Origin of the sequence: Evansella sp. AB-rgal1, from assembly GCF_041820985.1 — a bacterium.
Classification (GTDB): Bacteria; Bacillota; Bacilli; order Bacillales; family Salisediminibacteriaceae; genus Evansella.
On the sequence record NZ_JBGUAU010000015.1, the window covers coordinates 43,639 to 63,311 of the forward strand.

17 protein-coding genes are annotated in these 19,673 nt (G+C 40.3%); 1 reads left to right on the forward strand and 16 read right to left on the reverse strand.

The window, feature by feature from the left end:
• Positions 1-24: 24 nt before the first annotated feature.
• From ACERII_RS13995 to ACERII_RS14020, 6 genes are all read right to left on the reverse strand, one after another.
• Positions 25-258 (reverse strand): hypothetical protein, encoded by a 234-nt coding sequence (locus tag ACERII_RS13995; RefSeq protein WP_373643094.1) that lies wholly within the window; start codon positions 256-258, stop codon positions 25-27.
• Positions 227-2,518, reverse strand: coding sequence for a DNA helicase PcrA (gene pcrA / locus ACERII_RS14000; RefSeq protein WP_373643096.1), 2,292 nt, complete (start codon positions 2,516-2,518; stop codon positions 227-229). The genes ACERII_RS13995 and pcrA overlap by 32 nt, the downstream gene beginning before the upstream one ends.
• 68 nt (positions 2,519-2,586) lie before the next feature.
• Positions 2,587-3,273, reverse strand: coding sequence for a heptaprenylglyceryl phosphate synthase (gene pcrB / locus ACERII_RS14005; protein ID WP_373643217.1), 687 nt, complete (start codon positions 3,271-3,273; stop codon positions 2,587-2,589).
• A 1,152-nt stretch (positions 3,274-4,425) separates the two neighbouring features.
• Complete coding sequence (locus ACERII_RS14010; protein WP_373643097.1) at positions 4,426-4,731, reverse strand: YerC/YecD family TrpR-related protein; 306 nt, start codon at positions 4,729-4,731, stop codon at positions 4,426-4,428.
• A 110-nt stretch (positions 4,732-4,841) separates the two neighbouring features.
• Positions 4,842-5,924: a DUF3048 domain-containing protein gene (locus ACERII_RS14015; protein WP_373643098.1), complete on the reverse strand. Its 1,083-nt coding sequence runs from the start codon at positions 5,922-5,924 to the stop codon at positions 4,842-4,844.
• A gap of 38 nt (positions 5,925-5,962) precedes the next feature.
• Positions 5,963-7,711, reverse strand: coding sequence for an adenine deaminase C-terminal domain-containing protein (locus ACERII_RS14020; RefSeq protein ID WP_373643219.1), 1,749 nt, complete (start codon positions 7,709-7,711; stop codon positions 5,963-5,965).
• A gap of 109 nt (positions 7,712-7,820) precedes the next feature.
• Between ACERII_RS14020 and ACERII_RS14025 the strand changes: the two genes are divergently transcribed.
• Positions 7,821-8,117 (forward strand): YgaP family membrane protein, encoded by a 297-nt coding sequence (locus ACERII_RS14025; RefSeq protein WP_373643099.1) that lies wholly within the window; start codon positions 7,821-7,823, stop codon positions 8,115-8,117.
• A 245-nt stretch (positions 8,118-8,362) separates the two neighbouring features.
• Here the strand turns inward: ACERII_RS14025 and purD are convergent, their stop codons facing one another.
• The 10 genes from purD to purB all read right to left on the reverse strand — a co-directional run bounded on the left by purD (position 8,363) and on the right by purB (position 19,652).
• Positions 8,363-9,646: a phosphoribosylamine--glycine ligase gene (gene purD, locus ACERII_RS14030; protein ID WP_373643100.1), complete on the reverse strand. Its 1,284-nt coding sequence runs from the start codon at positions 9,644-9,646 to the stop codon at positions 8,363-8,365.
• A gap of 188 nt (positions 9,647-9,834) precedes the next feature.
• Entirely contained in the window at positions 9,835-11,373 is a 1,539-nt protein-coding gene (gene purH, locus ACERII_RS14035) for a bifunctional phosphoribosylaminoimidazolecarboxamide formyltransferase/IMP cyclohydrolase (protein ID WP_373643101.1), read from the reverse strand.
• Between the two features lie 3 nt (positions 11,374-11,376).
• Positions 11,377-11,958 carry a phosphoribosylglycinamide formyltransferase gene (gene purN / locus ACERII_RS14040; RefSeq protein WP_373643102.1) on the reverse strand — a complete coding sequence of 194 codons (582 nt, stop codon included), beginning with the start codon at positions 11,956-11,958 and terminating at the stop codon, positions 11,377-11,379.
• Positions 11,955-12,989: a phosphoribosylformylglycinamidine cyclo-ligase gene (purM, locus tag ACERII_RS14045; protein ID WP_373643103.1), complete on the reverse strand. Its 1,035-nt coding sequence runs from the start codon at positions 12,987-12,989 to the stop codon at positions 11,955-11,957. The genes purN and purM overlap by 4 nt, the downstream gene beginning before the upstream one ends.
• A gap of 15 nt (positions 12,990-13,004) precedes the next feature.
• The gene (gene purF / locus ACERII_RS14050) at positions 13,005-14,417 is read right to left on the reverse strand and encodes an amidophosphoribosyltransferase (RefSeq protein ID WP_373643104.1); all 1,413 of its coding nucleotides are present in this window, start codon (positions 14,415-14,417) and stop codon (positions 13,005-13,007) included.
• The gene (purL, locus tag ACERII_RS14055; protein ID WP_373643105.1) at positions 14,402-16,624 is read right to left on the reverse strand and encodes a phosphoribosylformylglycinamidine synthase subunit PurL; all 2,223 of its coding nucleotides are present in this window, start codon (positions 16,622-16,624) and stop codon (positions 14,402-14,404) included. The genes purF and purL overlap by 16 nt, the downstream gene beginning before the upstream one ends.
• Positions 16,608-17,291: a phosphoribosylformylglycinamidine synthase subunit PurQ gene (gene purQ / locus ACERII_RS14060; protein WP_373643106.1), complete on the reverse strand. Its 684-nt coding sequence runs from the start codon at positions 17,289-17,291 to the stop codon at positions 16,608-16,610. The genes purL and purQ overlap by 17 nt, the downstream gene beginning before the upstream one ends.
• On the reverse strand, positions 17,288-17,545 hold the full coding sequence (gene purS, locus ACERII_RS14065; RefSeq protein ID WP_373643107.1) for a phosphoribosylformylglycinamidine synthase subunit PurS: 258 nt from the start codon (positions 17,543-17,545) through the stop codon (positions 17,288-17,290). Before purS ends, purQ begins: the two co-directional genes overlap by 4 nt.
• A 2-nt stretch (positions 17,546-17,547) precedes the next feature.
• The gene (purC, locus tag ACERII_RS14070; RefSeq protein WP_373643108.1) at positions 17,548-18,258 is read right to left on the reverse strand and encodes a phosphoribosylaminoimidazolesuccinocarboxamide synthase; all 711 of its coding nucleotides are present in this window, start codon (positions 18,256-18,258) and stop codon (positions 17,548-17,550) included.
• A 98-nt stretch (positions 18,259-18,356) separates the two neighbouring features.
• Positions 18,357-19,652: an adenylosuccinate lyase gene (purB, locus tag ACERII_RS14075; RefSeq protein ID WP_373643110.1), complete on the reverse strand. Its 1,296-nt coding sequence runs from the start codon at positions 19,650-19,652 to the stop codon at positions 18,357-18,359.
• Positions 19,653-19,673 lie beyond the last annotated feature (21 nt).

Below are 19,673 nucleotides of genomic sequence, written 5' to 3' on the forward strand. Positions count from 1 at the left end.
AATGGTAGCCAAACTAATCTAGTATTACTTTGATTGCTGCCCCTTTCGTTTCGGACCATTCGCTCTCGCTCTGATCGCACCTTTCACAAGCAAAAATGCTTCTAAAAGGCTCGCTTTCCCTCTGATCGTACCTTTCACAAGCAAAAACGCTTCTGAAAGGTTCGCTTTCCCTCTGACTTTATCAATTAACCCATTAGCATGGTAGCCTATCGCTATGCTATCTATTCTACTGTTTCGTGATTGGGGCAAACTTCGCAAACAATCGTTTAATTCCTACTTCCGGAAAGGCGATGTCTAATTCAACGTTTTCTCCGTTACCCTTCATACTTACAACCGTTCCCACACCCCATTTTTTATGTGCAGCCTTGTCACCAACTGCCCAGTCGAAGGATTGGCCACCTGTTACCGTTGTGCTAGATCGTGCAGTTACCGTTCTAGTTGGCGGCTTCATAGCAGTAATTCCCGCCCCTGTAGTAGCAGCGCTTCTTCCACCTCGTCTTGAAGCTGGTGATGAAGAACCAAAACCACCGCCTCCACCGTGGGATGGTTTCATCCACGCTGGCATGGAATCTGTATTTGGCTTATTGATACAATCTAAGCAGTCTTCAGGTATTTCACTTAAAAATCTAGAAGGTGGATTCATATTTGTACGTCCAAATAATGTTCTCATCTTGGCTCGTGTTACATGTAATTGTTTTTCCGCACGAGTGATACCTACGTAAGCAAGACGTCGTTCTTCTTCCATTTCTTCTGGCTCCATAAGAGAACGACTATGTGGGAATACCCCTTCTTCTAGTCCAATTAAAAATACGAGTGGAAACTCCAAACCTTTTGCAGAATGGAGCGTCATAAGCAACACTTGATCTTCCACTTCTCCATCGTCGCCAACCTTATCAATATCTGCGATTAAAGCTAAATCAGTTAAAAACGCAATAAGTGTTTTATCTTCACTTGTTTCTTCAAATTCCTTTGTTACGGATAAAAACTCGTCGATGTTTTCTAAACGACCTTCTGCTTCTAAACTTTTTTCATTTTTCAACATCTCGCGGTAGCCTGTTTTCTCCAAAAGCTCTTCCACTAACTCGGTTACAGACAAGTAGTCTTGCATTTGTGTCCAGCCTTTGATTTGCTCCCCAAACTCTGCTAACGATTTTTCAAACCGTGCACTTAAACCTACTTGGCGAACTTCCAATAAAGCTTCATAAAGAGATAAATCACGCAGCCCCGCATATGACTCTATTTTTTCCAATGTAGTCGCACCAATTCCACGACGAGGTACATTAATAATTCGTCGTAAACTTATGTCATCGTTTGGATTCGCTACAAGTCGTAAATACGCTAGTAAGTCTTTAATCTCTTTACGATCGTAGAACTTTGTTCCTCCAACAATTGTGTATGGTAAGGATGACTTCACAAACATTTCCTCAATGACACGGGATTGAGCATTCGTACGATAAAGAACGGCAATTTCTGATGGGCGATGACGTCCTGAGTCTATTGCGTCCTTTACTTTACCGATAACAAAACGTCCCTCATCATGCTCGGAATCCGCTTCATAATAAACGATTTTGTCTCCTTCATCGTTTTCAGTCCAAAGCTTCTTCGGCTTACGATTCATGTTATTTTCAATCACTTGGTTTGCGGCTTGCAATATTGTTTTCGTAGAACGATAATTTTGCTCGAGCATAATCACATTTACATTAGGATAGTCATTCTCAAAGGATAAAATGTTTTGAATATCTGCTCCTCGCCAACGGTATATGGATTGATCTGAATCCCCTACCACACAAATATTGTGATGGCGGTCAGCAATCATTTTAACTAACGTATATTGGGCTCGGTTCGTATCTTGATACTCGTCCACCATGACATAGCGAAAACGACGTTGGTAGTACTCCAACACCTCTGGTACGTCATTAAATAGTCGAATTGTCATCATAATTAAGTCATCAAAATCAAGAGCATCATTTCGTTTTAGTTCTTTCTGATATGCTTCATATACTTTTAAAACCGTGTTTTCATATGGTCCAGCTGCCGTTTTTTCATATTGCTTCGGAGTTTTCAATTCATTTTTTGCCGAACTAATAGTTCCTTGAATAGAGCGTGGCTCAAATTTTTTCACATCAATATTTAATTCTTTCATCATTCTCTTAATAACAGTCAGTTGATCCCCAGAATCAAGAATTGTAAAATTACGGCTCACACCAATTCGATCGATGTCACGTCGTAAAATCCTTACACACATGGAGTGAAACGTGGAAATCCAAATATCATTCGCTGTAGTGCCAACGATCTTAGCTACACGGTCCTTCATCTCACGTGAAGCTTTGTTTGTAAAAGTAATCGCTAATATGGACCATGGGGGCACGCCCTTTTCACCAATTAGATAGGCAATTCGATGTGTAAGTACCCTTGTTTTTCCACTTCCCGCACCAGCCATAATTAATAATGGACCGTCTCCGTGCTTTACTGCTTCCCCTTGCTCTTTATTTAATCCACTTAATAAATCATTCCTCATTATATAACCACCATCCAAACGTACGTTCTATTTATATCTATTTTATCTCATTATTTGTTTCTGCACAATTACTCCTTTACAGCTTTTACTGTATCGATAGCTTTTGTTATATCTTCATAAATAATGTTCCCAACGACAACCGTATCTGCATATGCCGCCATTTCTTCTGCTTGCTCTACCGTCTTAATTCCACCACCGTAAAACAATTGTGCATCTTCTAAAACATGGTTCACAGCTCGAACGATGCTTGGATCTCCGTATTTACCACTGTACTCCAAGTAAAAAATTGGCATTGGAAAAAGCTTGTCTATCATTCTTGCATAGGCAATGATATCTTCTTCATCAATATTTGTATTTGCATCTGTTAGCTGCGCAACCTTTGAGTCCTCGTTTAGAACACAATATCCTTCTGAAAGAACTTCATCCCAATTCATAATTGCTCCATAGTCTTTTAATGCACGATGATGCAATCCTTTTATCCACGTTGCATTGTCCGTGTTGATGACAGAGGGAATTAAATAATAATCGTAACCTGGCACAATAGAGTATAAATTCGAGACTTCCAGTGCGCAGGCTACCGAAAAACGACGGATCCTCATTAATAAATCAATTGTATTTTCTTCCGTCACCCCGTCACTACCACCAACAATAATTGCATCTGTCCCTGACTCACAAAGTAACTCTAGGTTTTCATCTGAAAGTTCCTTATTTGGATCTATTTTAAAAACATGTTTCCATTCTTGATACTCAAGCATGGCATTCACCAACTTTTCTATTAACTTCAACTAGTTTGCTCTGCTGAATAGTATATCAAAAAATGACAACTTCCTCATTAAATGACTATAACCAATTTTTTGCTTAGATTGACGTAAGAGGAGGATTAGTCTTTCCTGCTCGGTGCAGTTTTTTTCCACTGCTTAATGTATTTTAAGTGTGGCTTCGTGTTTCTTCACTGAATATCGGAAGATTTCTACTGAGATCATGATTTCTTACCTCAATCTGTGTTCCCTATCTATGTACTGTCCTTCCTTAAAAAACAAAATTTGCTTTTTTCTTTTTTTCAAAAAATATATGTGCGGGTTGAGCAATTATATGTGCGAGTTTCCCGATTATATGTGCGAAATCAACAAATATATGTGCGAAATTTCCACTTATATGTGCGAATTGCGCAAGTATATGTGCACTTTCTCGATTTGAAGGGGAGAAGTGCGCTCTACCTTGCTCGTTCTATACTATTTCTCAAGATTTTTACCAAGATCATGGTTTCTTCCCTCAATCTGTGTTCCCTATCTATGTACTGTCCTTCCTTAAAAAACAAAATTTGCTTTTTTCTTTTTTTCAAAAAATATATGTGCGGGTTGAGCAATTATATGTGCGAGTTTCCCGATTATATGTGCGAAATCAACAAATATATGTGCGAAATTTCCACTTATATGTGCGAATTGCGCAAGTATATGTGCACTTTCTCGATTTGAAGGGGAGAAGTGCGCTCTACCTTGCTCGTTCTATACTATTTCTCAAGATTTCTACTGAGATCATGATTTCTTACCTCAATCTGTGTTCCCTATCTATGTACTGTCCTTCCTTAAAAAACAAAATTTACTTTTTTCTTTTTTTCAAAAAATATATGTGCGGGTTGAGCAATTATATGTGCGAGTTTCCCGATTATATGTGCGAAATCAACAAATATATGTGCGAAATTTCCACTTATATGTGCGAGTTCCGCAATTATATGTGCGAAATTTCCACTTATATGTGCGAATTCTACAAATTTTATGTGCACTTCCCAATTTGTTACGGAAATACCGTTATCCCAACAACCACAAAAAAAATCGCATCCTCTCTCAACATTGTGAGAAGATGCAATTTTTGTATGAAACACGAACATATTCAACATCATAATAAAATTACAAGCTAGCTTTATCCTCTTTCACTCGCTCCAACGTCATTTGATACCCATCATTTCCGTAGTTAATACAACGTTTCACTCGGGAAATGGTAGCAGTACTTGCTCCTGTGTCTTTCTCAATACGTTGATATGTGTAGCCTTCCATGAGCATTCTAGCAACCTCTAAGCGTTGAGCTAGGGATTGTATTTCATTCATTGTACAAAGGTCATCAAAGAATAGATAGCATTCTTCTAAATCTTTAAGACTTAAAATTGATTTGAATAATTGATCCAATTCTTTTCCACGTAATTTATCAATCTGCATTCCATTCATCCTTCCTATCACTTACAATTAGGTCTGAGTATGACAGAAAAACACGTTATAATTTTGTCTACTCCTATATATACACCGAATTTATTTTAGTAGAGATACCACTAATTAAAAATTTCTACATATGAATCGAGTCCACCATTTCCTGATGGCACGAGATTTATCCATGTTTGTCCAGGTAAGAATGGAAGCTGTTTGTCATTGCGAAAAGGTAAGATAATACCATCAACATTTTGCCACATTACTTCCTGTAACATACCTTCTTGAATTAAATAAGCTCTTCCCCCAGCTTCAATGTCAATATCTCGTCTTCCAGCATTATCACCAGGGATAACTTGATGGGGTGCTTCTACAATAAAGACATTTTTCGGAGTAACTAGTTCTCCCGTTTCCAAATCTTCCGTGGGAATTCCTCCATTAGAGCGTCTATATTTCTTTAACTCTTCGTCATATTCGAATTGAACATTATTGTTCGTACTTCCGTATTTCACTTCAAAATGAATGGCCGATTTTCCCTCTATCTCATCCAATTGATTTTTAAATATAAGAGCATCAGGAACTGCCCTCTCAAATTCAAACCCGATAGCTTCCACTGCAGCAGCTAGATCTTCATAACTAGTATATAAGTTATGAGGAGCTACGCGATCCGAAGACCTATGCAGAAATCTACCATCGTATGTTAAACCATTTATATAATCTACATATCCACTATTTACTAAGGAAAAAGCAGCAGGACTTCCTCCAGCAGAAACATAGATTGCATCATACCCTTTATTTAAGTAAACATTATAGTCTCGTGCACTTCTTACTGGTCCAATTCGATCTGCTTTTTGACTATGATAGAAAGCCAACAATCTTGTAATAGTACCCTCGGCTAATACTTCATAAACAACATCCGCCTGATACAATCCTGATTGAGGTCTTGCAGAGAGAGAGTTTTCTACCATCACACCGAATGCCCTGTAATCAATGTCGGTACCTTCCTCGATTTCAACACCCGTTAATGGGAAAAATCCGTATGGTTCCGGTTCTTCAATTTCAGCAGAATCTTTCTCAGGAAGATTGGGTTCTGCTAAGGGTTCTACTTCCTCCCCCGCCATGTCAACTTCCTCGTTAGAAGAACTACAAGCGACGAGTGTGAACATTAGCATCATTGAACCAACGAACAATGCCATCGTTCTTTTCATATTAAGCGCACCTTTCTTTTCCTTACCTCTTTACTAGTTTAACGCATAATAGAGGGAAAGAGTACCTTTTTATTTTTCACATCAAAAATACCTTTTTGAGTTACACGGATATACGGCAAGTGAGTAGCTGTAAAAAATAGCAAACTATAGATAGGATCCTCGTACCCGTATCCGCGTTCTCTTAAAGCTGTCTTTAATTCTCTTTCTTTTTCAGCCATTAACTCTAATGGCTTATCAGACATGAGACCGGAAAGTTCTAGCGGAATAGATACAACAGGTCCACCCTTGTCAATTAACACAATTCCACCTTGTTGCTTCTTTAAAGCTTCAAACGCATGCAATAACCCCTGCTTATTTTTCCCCATTAAAATGATGTCCCCAGAACTAGTAAAAGTACTTGCCATTCCATAAATGTTTCTTGCAAACCCTTTTATAGCTGTAGTGAATGACCATTTCCCTTTGCGATCCAGCAGCATGAAAAAGCACTCGTCCGTATCTTCACGTAAGCTATCTAATGTTAAGTCTTGATCAATTCGATACGGTTTTAAAATAACTTCATTTGTCATTTCAAGTCCAACAGGAATAGAGAAATGAAGATCCTCTTTTGTAATGTTCCAATCTATTTGCATAGGCTGTAAATCATAGTTTCCCCAGTCAAACTCCATTTTTGGAAAACAAGGTTTATCCTCTTTTCTTAGCCACTGTCCTTTTCCTAAAACACTCTCAGGCAACGGCCGCTCCAAGGAAGATAGAAGATTTATGTTAGCTATGCGACCTGGTGCAATCATTCCCAAAACATCATCCATGTGATAGTGTTTCGCAACGTTATAAGTACACATATTAACAGCATCGATAAACGGTACTCCATTATCAACTGCGATCTTAATTAAATAGTCCATAACACCTTTTTCCATAAAATCAGGAGTAGAACCATCTGTTGTCATCAAAAGCTTATCATATGAGTTAAATCCTTCTTTTTGTAATTCCTGAAGCAGCTTCGGTAGGTCTGGTCGAATCGACGAATGACGTAAGGATGCTGTCATTCCCATATCTAAGCGGCGTAACACATCTTTCCCCGTCATGGATTCATGGTCTCCATTCACACCTAATAAAGCCATTTGTGTTAGCGTTTTTTCACCAGCACCAGGGAAGTGACCTTCGATTGGCTTGCGAATATCCTTTGTTTCTTGCATCCAATGCAGAATCGTATCATCCCCCTGCAACACACCAGGCCAGTCTGTTAACTCTCCGCCTTGAACGACATAAGGATGGTCTAACCATTCCTTCATCGTGCTGTAAGATAATATCTCATCTTCATTCTTCAGCTCGGTTTGACAATCATATCTTGCCCACCAAAGCATCGTTGCGGGAGTCTTTTGTAGATTATCTAACAAAGTAAGCGCTTTCTTTTTGTTCAAATGTAAAAGAAATAGCAAGTTGTCATTGATCAACGTTGTCGTTCCCCGTTCAGATGCATATTGAGCTAACGTTAGGGGATTATATAATTGAAATGGGTGAGCGTGGTGCTCTATATACCCTGGAACTGCAAACTTATTTGAAGCATCAATTATTTCCGTCTCACTTGTCGTTTTAGTTGGTAATTGATCACCAACGTACACTATGCGATCGCGGTATATCCAAATATTCCCTTGCATCCAACATTTCCTTATACTATTCAACCATTGAGCATTGGTAATAACCTTCGTAGGAGCAATATTTCCACGAATGACTTCTAGTTGCTGACGAATTTGACTTTTCGTCCAATAATGTGAAAAACCCTTTACCATACTCATCACCTAATTCTTTCTGTGTCTTTTTACTATGGTATCATATTTCTCCTTTACATCGTTAAAAGATTATATTACAAAATTATTAAATTTTGGAGGTACAATTGAAATGAGATCAAATATTGGAACATTAAATGCATTAATTCGTATCACATGTGGGTTTACAATACTAGCTTGGTCAACATCTAAGCTCGTTCGACACCGTAATGAACCATTACCAATCTTCGCAGCAATCATGGGTGCCTTGAAAGTTGCAGAAGGTATTACCCGTTTTTGTCCTATAACTTATTTGTATGATGAGAACAAACATTTAATTAAAAATAACAACAATACAGCCGAAGTACCTTTGGATTATGGGGAAGGTGACGATGGTTATGAAGTGGATGTTACAGTGAATCCGTCATAAATGATATTATTTGCTTTGATCCCCGCCTTTGAGCGGGGATTTTTCATTATCACGTGCCAAGTGTCCAATTGTTAGATTTCAACCTTCAATTGAAACAAATTCACCGAAAAATTGTAAGGTTCCCATTATCATTTGTTAGATTATCAAATTAATTAGAAACACACACCTCTCTTGAACAAGCGAATCCACATAAAAAACCTTGAAACTTCCAGAAAAGGAAATCCCAAGGTGATTATAATCGTACTTTATTTTTCCCCGCCAGACAACTTCACTGCTCGATGCCCAATATCGGATCGATAGAACAATCCTGGCCACTCACTAGCATCTAAAACCTCATACGTGCTTCCTAATGCAGTTCCTAAGTCGTCACCTAGCGTAGATAATAGGATAACACGACCACCGTTTGTTACAAGGTGACCTTCTTGATCCTTCTTCGTACCAGCGTGGAACCACTTCAAACCTGTACTCTCATCCACAGTAGGAACAGACATAGCTACCCCTTTTGGATAAGAGCCTGGATAGCCTTCTGAAGCTAAGACTACTCCAGCGCAAGCCTGCTCTGTCCAAGACAAATCAAGTTCTTCTCCTGCCATTACAGACTCAAGTACTTGTACTAAATCCGTCTCCAAACGTGGTAAAACAACCTGTGTTTCTGGATCACCGAAACGAGCATTGAATTCGATTACTTTCGGTCCTTCTTCTGTCATCATTAACCCGGCATATAATATACCAGTAAACGGAACGCCCTCTGCAACCATCGCTTTCGCCATAAGCCGAAGAATCGTCTCCTCTGCTTCCGCCACTAAATCACTGCTAATATGCGGAACTGGAGAGTAAGCACCCATTCCTCCTGTGTTTGGACCTTCGTCACCGTCAAAAGCACGTTTATGATCTTGCGCTGGCACCATTGAGATTACCGTTTCACCATGAACGAACGCCATTAAAGAAAGCTCTTCTCCTCGTAAGCAATCTTCAATAACAACAGATGAGCCTGCATCACCAAATGCACGAGCACCTATAATATCGTCTAACGCAGTTAACGCCTCATCTACTGTTTCTGCAACAATTACCCCTTTACCAGCAGCAAGACCGTCTGCTTTTACAACGATAGGGGCACCTTGTTTCTCTACATATGCTTTTGCTGCTTCTAGCTCTGTAAAAACTTCGTATGCTGCAGTTGGAATGTTGTATTTCTTCATAATTTCTTTTGCAAATTGCTTACTTCCCTCAAGAGTTGCTGCTGCTTTTGTTGGACCAAAGACTTTCAATCCCTCAGCTTGAAATGCATCCACAACACCTGCTACTAATGGTGCTTCTGGTCCAACAACTGTTAATCCAACACCATTTTCTTTTGCGAAGTGAATTAAACCTGAATGATCACTTTCAGCTATGTTTACAGTAGTGATGCCGTCATCAACCATTGCGTCACTACCAGGAGCTGCAAAAACTTCAGTTACCTTTTTTGATTGCTTTAGTTTCCAGCACAATGCGTGTTCACGGCCACCGCTACCAATGACTAATACTTTCAAAACGATCGCTCCTCTTGTTTGTTTTCTGCCTCATAAGGACATTCTACCTCGGTTTCAACCTGTTTTCGTCCTTATGAAGAAAAGGCTGTCTCAACAGCCGGGATCAAACTACTATCTTCCCTCTGAAACAACCTCTCTTATTGCTAAACCACCCTTACCAAGTCCATCAAATCCAAAAAACCAACTAATTAATGTTTAAAGTGTCTTACTCCTGTGAATACCATAGCGATTCCGTATTCGTCGGCTTTATCGATGGAGTCTTGGTCCTTTACAGATCCACCTGGTTGAATGATTGCTGTAATTCCCGCTTTTGCAGCAGCTTCTACCGTATCATTCATTGGGAAGAACGCGTCAGAAGCCAACACAGCACCTACAGCTTGGTCACCAGCTTGCTCGAGAGCGATCTTCGCAGCACCTACACGGTTCATTTGACCAGCACCGATACCAATCGTTTGATCTGCTTTTCCTAATACAATTGCGTTTGACTTCACGTGCTTAACAACTTTCCACGCCATTTTCAATTGCTTTAATTCATCTTCCGTTGGCTCACGTTTTGTTGCAACCTTAATCTCTACATCTTCAAAGCTTAATGTATCTTCGTCTTGCAACAATGCACCACCAGCAACACTTTTCACGTACTGCTCAACAGGTTGTCCAGTCACATCCATCTCTACTGTTAACAAACGAATATTCTTTTTCTGGGTCAAGATTTCTAATGCTTCCTCTGTAAAACTAGGAGCAATAACGATCTCAAGGAAAATACCACTCATTTTTTCTGCCGTTGCAGCATCAACAGTACGATTCGATGCAACAATTCCACCGAAAATTGATACAGGATCTGCTTCAAACGCCTTCATGTAAGCATCATACACTGTTTCCCCAACGCCAACTCCACAAGGATTCATATGCTTCACTGCACATACAGCTGGCTCAACAAAATCACGAATGACAGCAAGAGCAGCGTCCGCATCGTTAATATTATTATAAGAAAGCTCTTTTCCATGAAGCTGGGTTGCACGTGCCACAGATGTAGGATTTCCTAACGGCTTTTCATAAAAGCTCGCTTTTTGGTGAGGATTCTCCCCATAACGAAGTGTTTGTTTTAAATTATACGTAACAGTCAGCTTTTCAGGAGTTTCTTCGCCAACTTGCTTCGTTAAATATTCAGCAATGAGAGCATCATAAGCTGCTGTGTGACGGAACGCTTTTGCAGCTAGCTTGCGCTTTGTATCTTCAGACAATTCCCCATTAGCCGCTAACTCTTCTGCCAACACATCATAATCAGCAGCATCCACAATGATCGCTACAGACGCATGATTTTTCGCAGCTGAACGAATCATAGAAGGTCCACCGATGTCGATATTCTCTATCGCATCTGCAAACGTAGACTCAGGATTTTCAATCGTTTGCTGGAACGGATATAGATTTACGATTACATAATCGATCATTTCAATTCCATGTTCCTTTGCAGCTTCCATATGTGATTCCAGGTCACGACGAGCCAATAATCCACCATGAATATTCGGGTGCAATGTTTTCACACGTCCATCCATCATTTCAGGAAATTGAGTCACTTCTTCGATACCAATTACCTTCACACCAGCTTCCGCTAATGCATTTTTCGTACCCCCAGTAGAAATAATCTCCACACCTAATGCTTCCAACTTCTGTACGAAAGGAATAATCCCTGTTTTGTCTGAAACACTTACTAATGCACGCTTTTTCACTAGTTACACGCCCCTTGTTATTTGTTCGATAACTTTTTGTATCGTTGCTGGATACAGTTGATGCTCTACTTGCTGAATTTTACGCTGCACGTCTTCTCTTGTATCCCCATCTTCTATATAAATCGACTCTTGCGCGATAATCGGACCAGTATCCATCCCTGCATCCACATAATGTACCGTTACCCCACTCACCTTCACCTTCGCATCAAACGCTTGACCGATCGCATCAAGTCCAGGAAACGCAGGTAATAAAGAAGGGTGAATATTTAAAATTCTATGTTCAAACGCATGTAAAAGGGTGGAGCCGATGAGCCGCATATAGCCAGCTAATACAATAAGCTCCACATTATTTTCATGTAATTGCTTCAACACATTTGTTTCATACGCTTCCTTGGAAGAATACTTCTTTGGGCTAGCAACAAACGTTGGAATTCCGTGATTCTTCGCGCGCTCAATAGCAAAGGCCTGCTCCTTATCACAAACAAGAAGCTTCACCTCGCCTTGGACAGCACCACTTTTCACAGCCTCCATCACCGCTTCAAAATTACTACCATTTCCAGAAGCAAAGACTGCAAGATTCATCATACACCCGCTCCTCGAAAGCTAACACCAGAACCCGCAACCACTTCACCGATTACAGCAGGTTCCTCTCCGTTTTCACGAAGCGTAGCAAGAACCTCTTCCACATCCTCCGACTTCACCGTTAACACAAGTCCGATACCCGCATTAAACGTTTCATACAAGTCAGTCTGAGTTAAGTTTCCTTTCTCTACTAACCATTGGAACACCGCTGGAACTTCCCATGCATCCACATTAATTTCCGCACCTAACCCATCAGGCAGCATACGTGGCACGTTCTCGATCAGACCCCCACCTGTGATATGCGCCGCAGCCTTCACTTTCTTTGTGGGAAAAAATGGTTTTAATGTATTTACATAAATGCGGGTAGGCTCGATGAAGACTTCCCCAACTGTTTTGTTTGTTCCTTCAAACGTATCAGACCACTTCAGACCGTGTTCAGAAACGATTTTTCTCACAAGTGAGAAACCGTTACTATGGACCCCACTTGATGAAACCCCAATCAACACGTCACCTTCCGACACGTTTGCAGGATCAAATAACTCACTTTTTTCAGCTATTCCTACAACAAATCCAGCAACATCATACTCTTCTGGTTTGTATAGACCTGGCATCTCCGCTGTTTCTCCACCTATTAATGCAGCACCGGATTGACGACAGCCTTCTGCAATACCAGAAACTACTTGCTCCACTACTTCCGGATCATTTACCCCTAGCGCTAAATAATCTAGAAAAAATAATGGAGAAGCACCTTGAACAACAATATCATTCACACACATAGCAACGGCATCAATACCAATCGTGTCATGTTTGCCCATTTCTTGTGCGATTAATAGCTTCGTTCCAACTCCATCTGTTCCAGAAACAAGAACTGGCTCTTTATAAGAAAAGGAAGAAAGGTCAAACAATCCTCCAAAGCTTCCAAGTGCCCCTAACACTTCCGGGCGTCTTGTGGATTCTACATGCTTCTTTATACGACGAACCCCTTCGTAGCCTGCTTCAATATTTACACCGGCTGATTCATAAGCTTTTGACATGTTTTATCCCTCTCCTTAACATTTCTCTTGTGGATGATCTGTATCTGGGTAAATCTCTGTTGGATATTGGCCCGTAAAACAAGCAAGACATTGGCCGCAGTTTTCCATTTCCTTTGAACGACCGATTCCGTCCATTAATCCTTCAACTGATAAAAATTCTAACGTATCTGCACCTATTTCCTCACGGATTTCCTCTACTGTTTTCACAGAAGCAATTAGTTCGCTGCTCGTAGAAGTATCAATTCCGTAAAAACAAGGATTCTTAATAGGTGGTGCACTGATTCGAACGTGAACCTCTTTCGCACCGGCTTCACGCAATAGTTTTACAATACGACGGCTTGTTGTACCACGAACGATAGAATCATCGATCATGACAACACGTTTGCCCTCTACTACACCACGTACTGCCGAAAGCTTCATTTTAACCCCTTGCTCACGTAGCTCTTGAGAAGGCTGAATAAATGTTCTTCCAACGTAACGGTTTTTAATTAAACCAAGCTCATATGGAATCCCAGATTGCTCTGCATAACCAATAGCTGCGGAGATACTGGAATCAGGTACCCCTGTTACAACGTCCGCTTCAATCGGATGCTCTTGTGCTAACTGTTTTCCTAGACTCTTACGTGCTTGGTGCACATTAATTTGATCTACATTACTGTCTGGTCTTGCGAAATACACATACTCCATAGAACAGATGGCACGTTTTGGTGAAGATGAAAAACGTTCGCTACGAAGTCCTTCGTCATCAATGATAACTAACTCACCAGGCTCTACTTCTCGCTCATATGTCGCACCAATAATGTCAAACGCGCACGTTTCAGAAGACAGTACATATCCATCCCCTAAACGACCGATGGATAATGGGCGAAGTCCGTTTGGATCAAGAGCAGCAATGAGCTTATCCTCAACCATAAACATGAACGCATACGCACCTTTTACCATTGTTAATGCATTTTTAATTTGATCCACAACATCCTCAAAGCCACTACGCTTGATAAGATGTGCAACTACCTCTGTGTCGGAAGTGGTTTGAAAAATACTTCCTTGTCTTTCTAATTGATGCTTTAATGAAGTTGCATTTACAAGATTTCCATTATGTGCAAGCGCTAAGCTCCCCTTTTGAGAGTTAAACACTAGTGGCTGAACGTTTAATAGATTACTTCCACCTGCTGTTGTATAACGAACGTGGCCGATGGCGCCCTTTCCATACATGTCGTTAATTTCACCTTTACCAAACACTTCATTTACAAGCCCCATACCTTTATGGGTCTTTAGTTTTTCTCCGTCACTAACGACAATTCCGGCACCTTCTTGCCCTCGGTGTTGAAGACTATGAAGGCCGTAATATGCGATAGGAGCGGGGTCTTTATGACCCCAGATTCCGAATACTCCACATTCTTCGTTTAATCCTTTTATTTCAGCAAGCATGAAATGGCACCTCTCCATGTGTCTTCAAGTTGGTTTACTTCCGTATTTAAAACTACATTTCCAGCTTTATCGTTTACTATTACATTTGCATCTTTTGTTACTTCCCCAACGCAAACTGCTTCTGGAATGATCGCTTCAAACTGGTCTTTTTGCTCTTTTGTAACAGTCAAAATATATCGAGATGGAGTTTCAGCAAAGCTTTCTTTCACAACATCTTCTCCACGTAATGTAACCTTTGCACCAAAACCAGTACCAAATGTGCACTCTGCTAATGCAACAAGGAATCCGCCTTCTGCTAAATCATGTGCAGATGCTACTGTTCCTGCTTGAATCGCAGTCAATACTTTTTCTTGACGTTCCTTTTCCACGTTCAAATCAATTGCTGGTGCTTTTCCACTGATGTGACCTTTTTGAAGCTTTTGAAGTTCACTTCCACCAAAGTCATTTCCAGCTTCACCGATCACATAAATGAAGTCTCCTTCGTTTTGGAACTGCTGTTTCGTAATGTGATCAACATGCTCTACTAATCCAACCATACCGATTACCGGTGTTGGGTAAACAGCTACACCGTTCGTTTCGTTGTATAGAGATACATTTCCACCGATAACAGGTGTATCTAAAACACGACATGCTTCGCTTAATCCATCAGCTGATTTTTCCAACTGCCAGAAGATCTCAGGCTTTTCCGGGTTCCCATAGTTTAAGCAATCTGTTACACCAAGTGGCTTCGCTCCAGAACATACTAGGTTTCTTGCTGCTTCTGCAATCGCGATTTGTCCACCAACTTCAGGATCTAAATAAATATAACGAGAGTTACAATCCGTTGTCATCGCAAGTGCTTTTTCGGTACCACGAATTCGTAGAACCGCTGCATCGGATCCTGGAGCAACAACTGTGTTAGTTCTTACCATATAATCGTATTGATCATAAACCCACTCTTTACTTGCAATCGTTGGTTGTGCTAAAAGTTGTTGTAATGTTTCACTTACATTCGTTACTTCTGGTTGGAACGCCTCTTCATTTTGGAATTGACGGAAGTATGCTGGCTCTGCTGATGGCTTATGATACACTGGTGCATCTTCCGCTAATGAATCTACAGGAACGTCTGCAACTACTTCTCCTTTATGAAGTAAACGAAGCTTTTTGTCGTCTGTAACGCGACCAACAACTACTGCTTCTAAGCCCCAACGCTCGAAAATCTCGATCATTTCTTGTTCTCGGCCTTTTTCCACAACTAAAAGCATTCTTTCTTGTGACTCAGAAAGCATCATTTCATATGCTGTCATACCTTTTTCACGTTGTGGTACTTTATCTAAATCCATTTCAATCCCAGATCCAGCTTTACTTGCCATTTCCGCTGAAGAAGAAGTTAGACCCGCAGCACCCATATCTTGAATTCCAACAAGGGCATCATTTTTGATTGCTTCTAAGCACGCTTCAAGAAGAAGCTTTTCCATAAACGGATCTCCCACTTGAACAGCAGGACGTTTCGCTTCGGATGCTTCAGAAAGTTCTTCAGACGCAAATGTCGCACCGTGAATTCCATCACGTCCAGTACTTGCACCAACGTAAATGACGGAGTTGCCAACGCCTTTTGCTTGCCCTTTTTGAATATCTTTATGATCAATTAAACCAACACACATTGCATTTACTAGTGGATTCCCTTCATAACAAGGGTCAAATTGAATTTCTCCACCTACTGTTGGAATACCGATACAGTTTCCGTATCCAGCAATACCAGCAACTACTTCTTCAAATAAGTATTTCACGCGAGAATTCGTTAATTCTCCGAAACGTAATGAGTTCATTAATGCTACAGGACGCGCTCCCATGGAGAAAATGTCACGAATGATTCCGCCGACTCCTGTTGCTGCACCTTGATATGGTTCAATTGCCGATGGGTGGTTATGGCTTTCGATTTTGAAAACAACTGCTTGCTCGTCACCAATATCGATAATCCCTGCACCTTCCCCAGGTCCTTGAAGTACTTTTTCACCAGTTGTAGGAAATTTCTTTAAAATTACTTTTGAGTTTTTATAACTACAGTGCTCGGACCACATGACAGAGAAAAGACCGATTTCCGTGTAATTTGGTAGACGTCCTAATATGTTTTCTACCATTTCAAACTCAGCATCTGTTAATCCCATTTCAGCATAAACTTTCTCATCTTTAATCATTTGCGGAGATGGTTCATGAAGTAATTGCATTGCGTTCCCTCCAATGGCTTAAAATCGATTTAAATAAAGTAAGACCGTCATCCGATCCTAGTAAAGAATCTACAGCTCGTTCTGGGTGAGGCATCATCCCTAATACGTTCCCAGCTTCGTTGATAATTCCAGCAATATTATTTACAGATCCGTTCACATCATCTTTATATGAAAAAACAATTTGATTATTTGCTTTCAATGATTCTAGTGTAGCATCGTCACAATAGTAGTTTCCTTCACCGTGTGCGACTGGAATGGTAATTTCTTTTCCTTGTTCATACTCTTTTGTAAAAATTGTTTCTCCGTTTTCCACAACAAGCTGAACTGGACGACAAATGAATTTAAGGTTTTGATTACGACGCATAGCACCCGGCAGGAGACCAGCTTCTAGTAAGATTTGAAATCCGTTACAAACTCCAAGTACTGGCTTTCCTTCCTTTGCAGCTTTGATAACCGCATCCATGATTGGGGAAAAACGAGCGATTGCTCCTGTACGAAGGTAATCCCCATAAGAGAATCCTCCTGGTAACAACACTCCGTCAAAGCCTTCTAGGCTTGTTTCGTCATGCCAAACGTATTCTGCTTCAACACCTAGCTCATCCTTGACTGCATGGTACATGTCTAGGTCACAGTTGGATCCTGGAAACACGATTACTGCAAATTTCATTGAGAAACTACCTCCTCGATTTCAAAACGATAGTCTTCAATTACAGGGTTCGCTAATAATTTGTCACACATTTCTGTTACAGTAGCTTCAATTTTATCTTGTGTGCTTTCGATTTGTAGCGTCATCACTTTACCAATTCGAACATCTTCCACACCTTCATAACCAAGGTGATGTAAGGAACCTTTTACAGCTGCTCCTGCAGGATCTAATACCGCTTCTTTTAACGAGATATATACTTTCACTTCAAATAACATAATTAAAGTCCCCCTAGTCGAGTAAGAATAGTTTCATAGCCTTCTTGTAAACTACCAAGCTGAAATCTAAATAGATCTTTATCTAGTGATTCTCCTGTTGTTTCATCCCAAAGACGGCACGTATCAGGAGAAATCTCATCTGCTAAAAGAATAGCACCTGTATTGTCTCTACCAAATTCAAGCTTAAAATCTATCAATTGTATATTAATCTTCTTAAATAATTGAATGAGGTGATCATTCACTTTTAACGCCATATCCTTTAATTGTGCAACCTCTTCATGTGTTGCAATGTTCATGACACGGATGTGTTCCTCTGTCATGATCGGGTCACCTAAATCATCATCTTTATAATAAAATTCAACGATTGGAGGGGCGAAAACTGTGCCTCGCTCAATACCAAGGCGTTTTACAAGACTACCAGCCGCAACGTTACGTACTACTACTTCCACTGGAACGATAGACACTTTTTTTACTAACTGCTCATTTGTAGACAGTCTTTCAATGAAGTGACTATCAATTCCTTCTTGTTTTAACTGTGTAAAAATTAGAGAACTGATTTCATTGTTTAAACGACCTTTTCCTTCTAAAACATCCTTTTTTTCACCGTTAAATGCTGTGGCATCATCTTTGTATTCTACCCAAAGTACTTCGGGCTGTTCTGTTTCATAGATACGTTTTGCTTTTCCTTCGTAAAGACAAGCTCCTTTGTTCAAGGTGCTCCCTCCATTCGTTTGATTGTCTTATATTTTTTATGAAACATCTCTTTCATTATCGCAAGGTTAACACTAGCAAGATAGGTGTAAATGTTTCCTTAATTCAACCCTAATCTGTCGAAGATTGTGTCGACGTGTTTTAGGTGATGATTGTAGTCGAAACAGTCGTCTAGTTCTTCTGTTGTTAGGTGTGCCATGATTTGCTCGTCTGCTTCTACCAGGCTTCGGAATGGTACTGCTTTTTCCCAAGCTTCCATCGCTTTTGGTTGAACAAGATCATAAGCTTCCTCGCGAACCATACCTTTATCGATTAGAGTTAGAAGAACTCGTTGGGAGTAGATTAATCCGTATGTTCTATCCATGTTGCGCATCATGTTTTCTGGGAAAACCGTTAAGTTTTTCACGATATTTCCGAAACGATTTAGCATATAGTTTACTGCAATCGTTGCATCTGGTAAGATAACGCGCTCTGCAGAAGAGTGAGAAATATCTCTTTCATGCCATAATGCGATATTTTCGTAAGCTGTAATTACATGCCCACGAACTACTCGAGCAAGTCCTGTCATATTTTCCGAACCTATTGGGTTACGTTTATGTGGCATAGCAGAAGATCCTTTTTGACCTTTTGCGAAAAACTCTTCTACTTCACGAGTCTCACTTTTTTGTAACGAACGTACTTCTACTGCCATTTTCTCAATAGATCCAGCAATTAAAGCTAGTGTTGCAACGTAATGTGCATGTCGATCACGTTGTAATGTTTGTGTGGAAATAGGTGCAGCTTCAAGTCCTAAACCTTCACACACATATTTTTCTACGAAAGGATCGATGTTTGCATACGTTCCAACTGCTCCAGAGATTTTACCAACACGTACTGTTTCAGCAGCAGCGCGGAAACGCTCTAGGTTACGCTTCATTTCTTCATACCAAAGTGCTAGCTTTAGACCAAATGTTGTTGGCTCTGCATGAACACCGTGAGTACGACCCATCATCACCGTCATTTTGTGCTCTTTTGCTTTTTCTTTTAAAATATCAATGAAGTTAATAATATCTTTTTCGATAATCTCATTTGCTTGTCGTAGCATGTATGATAAGGCGGTATCAACTACGTCTGTAGAAGTTAGTCCGTAATGTACCCATTTACGCTCTTCCCCAAGTGTCTCTGAGACAGCACGGGTGAAAGCAACAACATCATGGCGAGTTTCTTCTTCGATTTCTTTAATGCGCTCTACATCAAAGCCTGCGTTTTCACGTATTTTTTGTACGTCTTCTTTTGGAATATCTCCAAGCTCAGCCCATGCCTCACATGCTTGAATTTCTACCTCTAGCCACGCTTGAAATCGATTTTCTTCTGTCCAAATTGCTCCCATTTCCGGGCGAGTATAACGTTCGATCATGTTTGTTCCTCCTAAGTTTAA